Genomic DNA, 11746 nt, shown 5'->3' with positions numbered 1-11746 from the left:
GGCCGTCGCCGTCCTCCGCCGCGGGGAGGGGCCGACCGTCGCCCTCCGGGTCGACATCGACGCGCTCCCGCGGGAAGAATCGACCGACGAGGACCACACGCCCGCGGCGGAGGGGTTCCGCTCTAAGACGCCCGCGATGCACGCCTGCGGTCACGACGCCCACGCGGCTATCGGACTCGGGGTCCTCCAGCGCATCGCCGACAGCGACTTCGCGGGGACGCTGAAACTGCTCTTCCAACCGGCCGAGGAGGTCATCGGTGGCGGGCAGGCGCTGGCCGACAGCGGGCACCTCGACGACGTCGACGCGCTGTTTTCGGTCCACGTCGGCCTCGACCATCCGACCGGCGAAGTCGTCGCCGGCGTCGGGGAGTTTCTGGCCGTGAGCCACTTCGAGGCGACCTTCGAGGGCGAGAGCGCCCACGCCGGGGCCGCGCCGCAGGACGGCCGCAACGCCCTCCTCGCGGCGACGACGGCGACGAACAACCTCTACGGCATCTCCCGGCACGCCGACGGGCGGACGCGGGTCAACGTCGGCGTCGTCGAGGGCGGGACGGCGCCGAACATCGTCGCCGAGGAGGCGCGCATCGTCTGTGAGGTCCGCGGCGAGGCCACGCCGCTGATGGAGTATATGCGCGACCGAGCCGATCAGGTCGTCGAGGCCGCCGCGGCGATGCACGACTGCTCGGTGGCAATCGACACCGTCGGACAGGCGCCGAGCGCGACCAGCGACGACGGACTTATCGACCTCGTCGTCGCCGCCGCCGAGGGAGCAGACGGCGTGGACTCGATCCGTCGCCGGGCACCGCTGGGCGGCAGCGAGGACGCGACGGTCCTGATGAACTACGTCCAAAAGCGGGGCGGGACGGCGACGTACGTCGGCGTCGGGACCGACCACCCCGGCGGCCACCACACTTCGACGTTCGACGTCGACGAGGAGTCGATAGCCATCGGTGTCGACGTGCTCAGCGACGCTATCCGCGGCGTACAGAACTGAGAGAGCGAGCGGCGAGGGTCGCTACGAGAAGTCCTCGCTGTTTATCTCCTGGGTGCCGCTCCCGCCGGTGTAGATGACCGTCACCTCGGCGTTCGAGAAGTCGACGGTACTCGCCCCGGAAAAGTCGCCCGCGCCGATTTCTATCTCGTCGCTGGCGCTTATCTGGCTCTCCTCGCCGACTGGTGTCCCGTCGGACGTGGTGAACGACTCGTAGTCGTACTGACCGTCGACGGCCGTCCCGGAGATGTCGACGCGGAGATCACCGGCCGTCAGCGTGTCGCCGCTCTGGTGGCTGATCGTCACCACGTCTGAGGGGCTACCGCCGATGGTCTCGGCGTTGGCGTCGTACTCGATGGAGAAGGCGGTACTCGGCGGTCCCTGCCGGGTCTCGTCCTGAAACCCGGTGAAGAACACCGCTGCCGTCGCTGCGAGCAGGACGGTGATTGCGACCATCAGGATGACCCCGATGACCGGCGATACGGCACGTTCCGTGTCGAACGATCCGATGTGCATGCTGAATACCCCCAAGCACGAAACCGACGCCCGGCGTTCGGCGGAATCCCCCACGAACTCCGCCTGCCGGGTCCCCAACCGGCCGTGCGTGGCCTGTAGTTCTTTACTGACACCACATAAATGTTCCCGAACGGACCGGTCGGACCGTTTCTCGTAGGCCATTTCGGTATCGACCGCCCAGTATCGGACGGTCGAACCGATACGCAGCGCCGAGAACCAGTATCAGTACTTGGGCTCCGCGCCCGTCGTCTCGTAGACCTGGTCCAGTAGCGTGTCACGCTGGCTCTGCCAGTCGGCGAACGACGACGGGGAGGTGGGATAGGACTCGTAGTGGTCGAGAACGTTGTCCGCGAGTTCCTTGGTCTGGTAGAGGTCCCTGATAGTTCCCCAGTGACCGATAGTCTTGATCGCCGTCTTGATCTTCAACAGCCAACTGACGTTCGTCGACCCGGAGTAAAGCGCCTCAGAGAGGTTCTCGACGGGCAGGGCCGCAAGCATCGCGGTCAGGTCGTCGATGTCGTAGGCGGTGACGAAGATGTTGTAGACGTCCAGCGCCGCGTACCGGGAGCCGAAGTGGTCCATCACGCGCTCGTTGTACTCCCAGAGGGCGGCCTCCTCGACGGTCCCGTCGCTGATGGCCTCGACGGCCTGTTCGCCGGCGTACTGGCCCGCGTATGCCGCCCCGGCGATGCCGCCGCCGGTCGTCGGGTTGACGTGGCCCGCGGCGTCCCCGGCCGCGATGAACCCCGGCGCGACCGCCGAGTCGTACGGCCGACGGGTCGGCAGCGCCGCCCCGAGTTTGTCCTCGACGGTGGCGTTGTCGAACTCGGGACGTTCGTTCAGATCACGCCGTAGCGCGTCGACCAGTTCCATCGGTTCCTCGTTCATCTGGAACCCCAGTCCGGCGTTTATCTCGGTGTCGGTCCGCGGGAAGTACCAGATGTATCCCGCCGAGCGCTCGGTCGGTTTGAACACGAGGGCGTCGTCCCACTCGACCGGTTCGTCGACGTGGATGACCTCCCGATAGGCCGAACAGAACTGCGAGTACTGGACGTTCGTGTCGAAGGTCGCGTCCGCCAGATCGGCTTTGTCCTGCAGTATCGACAACGCGCCCGCGCCGTCGATGACCATCTCAGTGTCGTAAGTGATGTGGTCGCCTTTTCGCGTCGCTTCCAGACCCGTCACCTGACCGGTCGCGTCCTGCTGTACGTCCTGGACGACCGTATCGAAGTGGAAGTCGACCCCGGCGGCTTTGGCCCCCTCGATCAGTCGCCGGCCGTAATCAAAGCGGTCGATGACCGCGAGTTCACCCGGGACCGGGATGTCGACGACGGTGTTCTGTGTCGGTATCTCGAATCGGCCGTGGTCGACGCCCGTGTTTGTGAACGAGGGCTCGATGCGGCTCTTGGGAATCGCCTCCGGGAAGGCGCTGGCCCCTTTCAGCGCGTCCCCGCAGGCGATGTGTCCCGCCTCGTCGGCGTCTTTCCGCTCGACGATAACGGCGTCGAGCCCCTCGTTCTGGATCGTCGCCGCGGCGTAACACCCGGTCGTTCCGGCCCCGACGACGGCCACGTCGTACTCGTGGGTAGTCATGCTAACCCCTGATGGGTCGACCGGCAAAACTCTTTAGATACCACGCGTCGTCTGACGGTATCTGGCGGCCATTCTGTCCTCTCACCGCGGACGGATCGACGATAAAGCGTTTTGTAGTGGATGGTCGTACGGCCCTGTATGAGCGAGTACACTGTCGAGTTCGTCGGGACGGGCGAGAGCATCTCCGTCTCGGACAAAGAGACTATCCTGAGTCGCTGTATCGAGGAGGGCATCGCTCAGGAGTACTCCTGCCGCGTCGGGATGTGTCTGGCCTGTTCGGCGAAGATCATCGAGGGCGACGTGACACAGCCCGCCGCCCGTGGACTCACCGACGAGGAACGGGAGTCCTACGCGCTGACCTGTATGGCCCGCCCCCAGAGCGACCTGAAACTCGACCGCGGGAAGTACCCGCCGAGCATCGAAGACGACGTGACCGAGGCCGGGTCAGCCGGGACCGACGCCGCTGCCGACGACTGACCCCTAGAGCCGACTACTCCTCACTGCTGGTCGCACCGTCGAGAGTATCCCGCGGGTCGCCGGGAATACCTTCCGCAGGCGTTCCCGCGGCAGCGCCACTGCAGTCGTCCGCGTCGAAATCGTAGTTCGGATTCGTGACGACGAGCCCCTCGGACGGGACGGCCAGCCCTATGCTCTTGCCCTTCGGCCCCGCAGTGCTGCGGTCGGCCGCGGTGACCGTATCGGCCGTCTCGGTCACGCCACCGCCGTTCACACCGACGAGTGTCACGTCCAGACCCGAGTCGAGTGTCGCGTCGGGCGCGCCGACGTGAGCCTTCCCGCACCCGTAGAACGTGATATCGGCAGGATCAAGCGCCGCGGGCGAACAGTCGACGGCTATCTGTCGGTTCAGTGCCATTTCGACGCCCGCCCCGCTGGCACGGAGCCTGATCGACACTGTCTCCGTCCCGTCGGTCGGTGCCGTACACGTCGCCGTCACGTCGCCCGAGGGATCCAACTCCAAAGACCCGCTCCGGAGTGCTATCGGGGCTTGCGCGTCAGTCAGTCGGACGCTGTCGAGGTCGACATCCGCCGGGAAGTTGTCGGTCACCTCAAGCAGTGTGATCGGTTCACCGGCGACCGTTCCCTCCGCCGGCGTTCGGTCCTGAATACCGAGGTACGCGCGTTCGTCGGCGGCGACTGCCGCACCGACGCCGCGGTCGGCCGAGACGGCGCTGAACCCGCCACTGCCGACGAGCAGGCTCACCGCGAGGACGAGTACTGCGCCGTACAGCAGGTTCCGGTTCATACTAGTCCCCTATCTCGGGCGGTTCGGCGTCCGATCCCAGTTGCATCTCGGTTCGACTGTAGTACGTATGAACGAGCGCGGAGACGAGGACCGACGTCGCGACGAACAACCCCCATCCGAACGGGGGGACGAGCGTGAGCGGGTACACGCCCAGCAACGCGCCGACGAGCAACACGACGTTCACCGAACTGAGCCCGAGGTAGTACTGGCTCCACGGGACATCCCGGTCGGGGACGATTTCGAGGTACACGTCGGCGTTGTCGGCCCTGTCGGTCAACTCGATGACTCCTTTCCGGTCGTCGAACGTGACGATACCCTTCTCGTCCATCTTCGGTAGATGGAACTGCTGGAGCGACGTGTAGACGCGCTTTCTCTCGGCCGACGACACCTCCTCGAGACTGATACCGTTCTCCCACGCCGCGACGGCCTCCGAGAGGTCACCGAGGTCCGCCCGCTCCCCGTTCTGATAGAGGTGATGCAAGGCAAACCGCCGGCGCTGGTTGCTAAGAATCTCGAAGGTTTCATCCCGAGAGAGCGGCACAGCCGACTCGTCCGTCTCTCGCTCGCTCGCTTGCTCTGTCACTGGTTCTACTGGCTCCGAAGGGGGAGCAATGCCCCCGGAAGACTTTGACATCCCGTCCCACCACACGTACGAATGACACTATCGAACCAGTATAAAATTAATGAAGGTTTCCGGAAACTGCCGCTAAACGGCTGTTTCAATGGTGCGAGACGACAAATATCCAATAATCGTATTTATTGAGTGATGTAATATGTGGAATGCAGTAGAATGAGAGTTGTCAGATTACAAGCGGCTGTTTTCAAACAGTCTTTGAGCACTCTCGGTCGGTTCAACGACTGCTTGAACAGCGTTCAAGCCCTCTGTGAGAAGCTATCAATCGGCATAATACAAGGTGGAAAGCGGTCCCATCACCACCCGAGCGCGCCTCGGAGACAAACCCGGTCGGCAGTTACCGGGGTGGGGCTCGGGGCGCGTGGTAAAACGGTGAAAAACAATGACGAAACGACGCAAGTTCTTGCTCGGGATGGGATCGCTCGCTGCCGGTGGGGCAGCTGCACTGGGTACTGGCGCGTTCTCCTCAGTCGAAGCGGACCGGACGCTCACCGCGGAGACCGCACCCGATGCGGACGCGTACCTCGGGATGGCGGCCCCCGGAGAGCTGGAAAACGACGAGTTCGCAACGGTGGAGGGCTACCCCGAAGGCGAACTCGAACTGCGGTTCGACGGGAGCGGTGGCACCGAAGGAAGCGGTCTGAACACCGACGCCATCTCGCAGTTCGACGAGGTGTTCCGCATCACGAATCAGGGCACGCAACCGGTCGACGTCTGGGTCGACGACTCGGGGATGACCTTCGACGGCAGGGTGACCTTCTACGCGGACGAGGACCCCGCCGCATCCATCGAAGGGGGCGAAAACAGCGTCCGACTCGGCGTCGGTGACTCCCTCGACGTCGGGTTGGAGTTCGACACGACGCGGTCGGACGACGACGACTCCATCATCAACAGCCCGGGCGAACTCATCGCCGACGAGGACTCGGTCACGATTCACGCCGACGAGACGACCGAACCGGTCGAAGAACCCTCGTAGGGTCAGCACAACCTGATCACTTCTTTCAACGGATGGAAGCGACAGAGTCCCGTGGTTCGCATACGTACCTGTACCGCCCTGTAATTGCCCAAAGTAGTATTTGAGTTGATGGTTAATAACGCATCAATGGACTGGCGTGATGGGGTGAAAAAGGGACTCGCAGTCGCGGCAATCGTGATCGTCGTCTCGCTGGTCCTCGGGCAGTTGTTCGGCCAACCCGTCCTCCTGAGTTACGTCACCAGCGACAGTATGGAACCGACTATCCAGACGGGGGACGGGTTCGTGACCGTCCCGACGGCGGCCGCGGACGCCGTCGAGGAGGGTGACGTAGTGGTGTACCGCGCGGAGCAGATTCAGGGCGGCGGCCTCACGACACACAGGGTCGTCGAGGAGACTGACCGTGGGTTCGTCACACAGGGCGACAACAACCCCTTTACCGACCAGGATAGCGGCGAACCGGTAGTCAAGCGCGAACAGATCGTCGCCGTCGCGTGGCAGGTCGACGGAGGGGTCGTCACCATCCCGGGCCTGGGCTTGCTCGTCGGCGGGATTCAGAACGTCCTCGTAACCGTCCAGCGGACGCTGTCGAGTTGGCTCGGCATCCCGACGCTCGTCGGCGTCCAAGGCCTCGCGTACCTCATCTTCGCGCTGACCGTGGGGCTGTATCTACTCGACCGGCGATACAGCACCGACCGGCGGCGCGAGCGGAGTCGAGAGCGCAACAGCGGCCTCAGCGCCCGTCTGGTCGTCGGGATGATGGCCGCCTCGTTGGTCTTGGCCGCGACAGCCGCGATGGTCGGACCGGCCGGCCCACAGTCGTTCGACGTCGTCAGCGCCGACTTCGAGTCCGAGCGGTCGGACGTGATCGAGCGCGGAACCGCCGAGAGCCTCCAGTACACCGTCGGCAACGGCGGGCAGGTTCCCGTCTACGTGTTCTTCGAGGAGGGGAGCGAGAACGTATCAATCGACCCACGAGAGGCCCGTATCGGCAGTACCGACTCCGTCAACGGGACACTCACGCTGCGTGCCCCGTCCGAGACCGGGTCCTACCGCTTTTTCGTCACGGAGTACCGGTATCTCGCGGTGCTGCCGCAGTCACACGTCTTCGCGCTGTACGAACTCCACCCGTGGGCGCCCATCGCCGTGATAGACGCGATGATCGGCGTCCCGTTCTACGTCGTCGGTCGCCTGCTGATCGGCACCGGACGGGTTCGCCGTCGGTCGAGAGACGACGGTCCGGGGATACTCGACCGGGTCCGAGCGCGGTTCCGGTCGTAGCGGGGTCGCTCTCTCCTTTCAGAGCGCCGAAAAGATTAATGAGTTTCGTGTCTATTATTCGAAACTATGGGGTCAGGTGGCATCCGCGTCCGCTCAGTCGTCGATAGGTACTACTTCGCAGTGGTCGGCGTCGCGCTCATCCTCGTGGTGGTGGGTGGGGTCACGACGTACAGCGCCTACACGGCGAACGAGACGGAGACGCGAAACTCGACAGAGGTACTGTCTTCTTGGGAATCGACAGCGGAGTACGACCACCAAGCGACGGCCGTCAGTTCGACACGGACCTTCTCCGCCGGCGAGACGTTGGCCGACAGGTCCGTCTACTTCCGGTCGGTCGCACCGGTTCTCGACGGCGAGTTCGAGTACACGTACACCGCCAGTGAGGGCGGTGACGTGACGGCGAACGCGACCGTCGAACTGGTCGCCAAGTCCGTCGACGAGAGCGGGACGACGGAGTACTGGCAGTTCACCGAGACGGTGGCAAGCAACGGGACCGGACTCGGGCCCGGCGACGTGCTCTCGGTGTCTTTCGCCCGGAATATGAGCGAGGTAGCGAACGCCGTCGAGGACGAGCGACGGGCGCTCGACGGCCCGGGCACGACCGAGACGTACTTCCGGACGACGGTGTCGCTGCGTGGGACGCGGAACGGACAGACAGTCGACCAGCGCCGCACGTACCGGCTACCGGTCACATTCGAGGACAACGTCTACCGCGTGAACGATACTGGACCGATTCGCTACGACAACCAGACGACCGAGCAGGCGACCCGGTCGGTCGCGGTCCCGCCGGGTCCGCTCCGTCGGTTCGGCGGCCCACTCGCGCTGTTCGTTGGCATCGTCGGAGCTATCGGCCTCGTGGTGTCTCGCTACACAGGACGGCTCGACGTGAGCGAGGACGAGCGGGCGTCCCTCGCGTACCGACGGGAGCGCGCGGAGTTCGACGAGTGGATCACGCGAGTGCGGGCACCGCCACAGACGGTCGAGGACGCCGAGCGGGAGGTCGAGACGACGACGCTCGCCGGATTGGTCGACCTCGCTATCGACACCGACCGCCGCGTCCTCGAACTCGACGCCGGGGAGCGGTACGTCGTCCACGACGGGGACGTCCGCTACACCTTCGAACCCCCGGAAGCGGCGACTGTGACTGACCCGCTGGCCCCCGAAGGCGGGGACGACGCCGGTCGGAACCCTGCCGACGGGGGAACAGCGGAGCAGAAATCCGGGAGCGACGGCGAGAGACCGGACTGATCAGTCGTCCGCCGCCGCCTCGTCCGCCTGCGAGGGCGGCCCGGAGTGGTGGTCGTTCGCTATCTCGCGGAGGCGGGGCGATATCGCCGGCACGTCGCTCTCGTCGATGCCGCCGCGCGCCTCTATCTCGTCGGTGTCCATCGGGAACGTCCGGTGGTCGTAGTGGATGTCGATGCCGGCCTTCGCGCCCTGTCCCATCGCGACCGGAATCTGGTTGTGTCCGGGGACCACGTCGCCGACGGCCCAGACGCCGTCGACGCTTGTCTTGCCGTGGTCGCCCACCGCTATCTCGCCGCTATCGGTCAGCTCACAGCCGAGTTGTTCGGCCAGTGCCGTGTTGTACTCCGAGCCGTACATCGCGAAGCCGCCGCGGTACTCCCGCCGCTCACCGTTCTCGAACTCGATAGCCTCGAGCCAGCCGTCGTCGCCGTTCTGGATACCGGCCACCTCGGCCTCGACGATGTCGATGGGGTGGGCCCGGACCTGTTCGTCGGTCTCCGCGGACCACGTGGGGTCGTCCCCGCGCAGGAGGATGTCCACCTCGGGGGTGAAGTTCAACATGATCATCGCGACGTGGGCCGTCGCCTCGCCGTGGCCCATCACGTAGACCGGTTCGTCGACGAACATGTAGGCGTCACAGTGGAGACAGTAGTGGAGTCCGGCCCCCGTCCGCGGGAGCGGCGGGTCCGGCCGCTTGTCGCTGAAGCCGGTCGCGAGGACGACGGCCTCCGTCTCGACTGTGACGTCGCCGGCTTCGACACGGAAGGAGCCGTCGTCGAGTCGCTCGATGCTCTCGACGAAATCGCGGTAGTAGGCGGCACCGTACTCCTGAATCTGCTCGACACCAGTCTGTAACCACTCGACGCCCGAGACGTCCTCGGTCACACCGACGACGTTGTGGGTGTCTTTCATCATCGCCGCCCGGCCGCCGCCGCGGTTGATCATCGCGGTGTCGTGGCCCAACCGTGTCGTGTACAGGGCCGTCGTGAGTCCGGCGGGTCCGCCGCCGACGACGGTCACCTCGTACGTCTCGCTGTCAGTCATCACTACGGGATAACCGGGCGAGCAGTATAATAGTCAGGTTAGCCGGCGCTCACCCCGTTTTCGGCTTGCCACTGTCGGGGTGGCACACGGCAGATACCCGAAGGGTAGGCCATATATGCTATGCGGCCGTACGTAGAGACGAGACTGCGTCCCACCCCACCTACAAACTATGACAAGCCGTGTATACCGACTCCACTCGACGCTGGAACTGCCTCTCGAAGACGTCTACGACCACTTCGAGGACCCGGACCTGCCCGAGGAGATCGACGACATCGAGATCACTCGGCGAAACAACACGCTCATCCTCAGCGCCGTCGCCGCCGACGGGAACATGAGCAAGTACACCCCAACGGCCCAATTGAAGGCCTCGGTCACCGAGAACCGGGTGTACGAGGAGGACCCGGAGGAGTTCAACGGTCCCGGTGGGGGATCACCGAACAGCACTGGCGGCCCACAGTGGGGGGCGTTCGACGAGGAGGAGGAGGAAAAACCCGAGTCCGAACTCGTCGAGTACGCCTGTTTCAAGGGTGACCGGGAGACGGTCCTCCAGAACACGGCCCTGCAGTACCCGATGTTCACCGTCCTCGAAGGCATCGCACGGATCGCCGAGAAGGGGACGCTGACGGCCATCGTCGCCATCGACGAGGAACTCGAAGCCATCCGCATCGTCGACGGCGAGACCCGCCCCGCGACCATCACCGTCACCGAGGAACCCGGTGACGATCAGGGCGACGGCGGCGTCGACTGGCGGGACAACAAGTTCATCGACTGATTCTCAGTCCCGGTAACGGAACGTGACGACCGTGTTCATCCCGTCGGTACCGTCGACCGACTCCGCTTCGACCGCCAGTCCGAGAACAGCGTCCTCGCCGACGGTGTCGGTGACTAGCGCGCGGAGGTCCCCCGCGTCGGCACCAGCCTCGCGGACACCAACCCGAACTCGGTCCCGATTTCGCGTCGTCTCGACTACCTCGTACCCTGCGTCCTCGAACGCCGACTCCAGTTCGGTCAGTTCCATAGCGGCCGTTCGACGACCACGAGCAAAAAACCACCAGTCAACTCCGTAACCGCCGGACGGCCCAGCGATATGTGTGTCGTGGTACCACAGCGTATCGGCTGGCGAACCCGAAAAACACTTACTACGCGGTCTAATTACATCTCATTACACGATGACAGAGACAACCGAGTTCCCGGACTACCTCGACGTCGACTACACCGACGGCGAGGGCGAGAGTCCCGAGGACTACCCGACGATCAACGACAAGATAGAGAAGGCCATCGAGGTCACCAAAGTCGGCCTCGAACAGTACGAGAACCCGGTCGTTATGTGGACCGGCGGCAAGGACTCGACGCTCACGCTGTACTTCGTCAAGGAGGTCGCCGAGCGTTTCGACCTAGAAGTCCCGCCGGTCGTCTTCATCGACCACTACCAGCACTTCGACGAACTCATCGACTTCGTCGAGCACTGGGCCGAGGAGTGGGACCTCGAAGTCATCTGGGCGCGTAACACGGACGTCGGCGACTACGTCGACGAAAACGGCCTCACGCCGGGCGACGACATCCCCGTCTCGGACCTCTCGGAACACAACCAGCACCACGTCCGCAACATCCTCGAGTACGAGGAGGACACCTTCCCGTTCCTGCTTGACACCTACGTCGGCAACCACCTGCTGAAGACCGTCGCGCTCAACGACACCATCGAGGAGCACGACGTCGACGGCATCCTCAGCGGCATCCGCTGGGACGAGCAGGAGTCCCGCGCCGACGAGACGTTCTTCTCCCCGCGCCACGACCCGGACATCTACCCGCCCCACGACCGCATCCAGCCGATCCTCCAGTTCATGGAAGCCGACGTGTGGGAGGCCTTCTGGAACTTCGTCGTCCCGGACACCGTCGAGGGCTACCCCGAGGACGGCTACGTGCCGCAAGGTCAGGACGACCTGCCCGAGGGCATCGCAAAGGAGGACATCCCCGTCTCGCCGAAGTACTTCGCCGGGTTCCGGAGCCTCGGCAGTGAAGTCTCGACCGACAAGTCCGCCGAGGAGCCGGCCTGGCTCCAGGACATGGCCAACACCACCGAGCGCGCGGGCCGCGCCCAGGACAAAGAGGACCTGATGGAGCGCCTGCGCGACCTCGGTTATATGTAACAACCCCCACTTTTTTCCGTCGAGGGGGTCGCTGCGCGACCCCCTCGCGCAAAAA

13 protein-coding genes are annotated in these 11746 nt (G+C 64.6%); 7 read left to right on the top strand and 6 right to left on the bottom strand.

Annotated features, from left to right (window positions below):
* A partial coding sequence (locus GJ629_RS10470) for an amidohydrolase (protein WP_157512958.1) occupies window positions 1–994 on the top strand: 994 nt, incomplete at its 5' end.
* Between the two features lie 21 nt (window positions 995–1015).
* Here the strand turns inward: GJ629_RS10470 and GJ629_RS10465 are convergent.
* Both GJ629_RS10465 and GJ629_RS10460 read right to left on the bottom strand, forming a co-directional pair.
* Entirely contained in the window at window positions 1016–1507 is a 492-nt protein-coding gene (locus GJ629_RS10465; protein ID WP_157512957.1) for a type IV pilin, read from the bottom strand.
* A 222-nt stretch (window positions 1508–1729) separates the two neighbouring features.
* Window positions 1730–3100, bottom strand: a complete 1371-nt coding sequence (locus tag GJ629_RS10460; RefSeq protein WP_157512955.1) for a geranylgeranyl reductase family protein — start codon at window positions 3098–3100, stop codon at window positions 1730–1732.
* 138 nt (window positions 3101–3238) lie between these two features.
* Here GJ629_RS10460 and GJ629_RS10455 point away from each other — a divergent pair, with 138 nt between their 5' ends.
* On the top strand, window positions 3239–3577 hold the full coding sequence (locus tag GJ629_RS10455; RefSeq protein ID WP_157512954.1) for a 2Fe-2S iron-sulfur cluster-binding protein: 339 nt from the start codon (window positions 3239–3241) through the stop codon (window positions 3575–3577).
* A 13-nt stretch (window positions 3578–3590) separates the two neighbouring features.
* On the opposite strand, the gene GJ629_RS10450 is transcribed toward GJ629_RS10455, so the two are convergent.
* Window positions 3591–4364: a hypothetical protein gene (locus tag GJ629_RS10450; RefSeq protein ID WP_157512952.1), complete on the bottom strand. Its 774-nt coding sequence runs from the start codon at window positions 4362–4364 to the stop codon at window positions 3591–3593.
* Between the two features lies 1 nt (window position 4365).
* Window positions 4366–4947, bottom strand: coding sequence for a hypothetical protein (locus GJ629_RS10445; RefSeq protein ID WP_370515864.1), 582 nt, complete (start codon window positions 4945–4947; stop codon window positions 4366–4368).
* A 433-nt stretch (window positions 4948–5380) separates the two neighbouring features.
* Here GJ629_RS10445 and GJ629_RS10440 point away from each other — a divergent pair, with 433 nt between their 5' ends.
* From GJ629_RS10440 to GJ629_RS10430, 3 genes are all read left to right on the top strand, one after another.
* Window positions 5381–5974: a DUF1102 domain-containing protein gene (locus GJ629_RS10440; protein WP_157512949.1), complete on the top strand. Its 594-nt coding sequence runs from the start codon at window positions 5381–5383 to the stop codon at window positions 5972–5974.
* Between the two features lie 126 nt (window positions 5975–6100).
* On the top strand, window positions 6101–7252 hold the full coding sequence (locus GJ629_RS10435) for a signal peptidase I (RefSeq protein WP_157512948.1): 1152 nt from the start codon (window positions 6101–6103) through the stop codon (window positions 7250–7252).
* A gap of 66 nt (window positions 7253–7318) precedes the next feature.
* Window positions 7319–8500 (top strand): DUF5305 family protein, encoded by a 1182-nt coding sequence (locus GJ629_RS10430; RefSeq protein ID WP_157512947.1) that lies wholly within the window; start codon window positions 7319–7321, stop codon window positions 8498–8500.
* Here the strand turns inward: GJ629_RS10430 and GJ629_RS10425 are convergent, their stop codons facing one another.
* Window positions 8501–9544, bottom strand: coding sequence for an NAD(P)/FAD-dependent oxidoreductase (locus GJ629_RS10425; RefSeq protein WP_157512945.1), 1044 nt, complete (start codon window positions 9542–9544; stop codon window positions 8501–8503).
* Between the two features lie 169 nt (window positions 9545–9713).
* Here GJ629_RS10425 and GJ629_RS10420 point away from each other — a divergent pair, with 169 nt between their 5' ends.
* Window positions 9714–10316 (top strand): hypothetical protein, encoded by a 603-nt coding sequence (locus tag GJ629_RS10420; RefSeq protein ID WP_157512943.1) that lies wholly within the window; start codon window positions 9714–9716, stop codon window positions 10314–10316.
* A gap of 3 nt (window positions 10317–10319) precedes the next feature.
* Here the strand turns inward: GJ629_RS10420 and GJ629_RS10415 are convergent, their stop codons facing one another.
* Entirely contained in the window at window positions 10320–10562 is a 243-nt protein-coding gene (locus GJ629_RS10415; RefSeq protein WP_157512942.1) for a hypothetical protein, read from the bottom strand.
* A gap of 151 nt (window positions 10563–10713) precedes the next feature.
* On the opposite strand from GJ629_RS10415, the gene GJ629_RS10410 reads away from it, so the two are divergent.
* Window positions 10714–11691, top strand: coding sequence for a phosphoadenosine phosphosulfate reductase family protein (locus GJ629_RS10410; protein WP_157512941.1), 978 nt, complete (start codon window positions 10714–10716; stop codon window positions 11689–11691).
* The last annotated feature ends 55 nt before the right edge of the window (window positions 11692–11746 follow it).

The organism is Halapricum sp. CBA1109 (assembly GCF_009741825.1).
Taxonomy (GTDB): Archaea; Halobacteriota; Halobacteria; order Halobacteriales; family Haloarculaceae; genus Halapricum.
The sequence above is the reverse complement of the archived record's forward strand: the minus strand, read 5'-3'. Positions and strand labels throughout refer to the sequence as shown.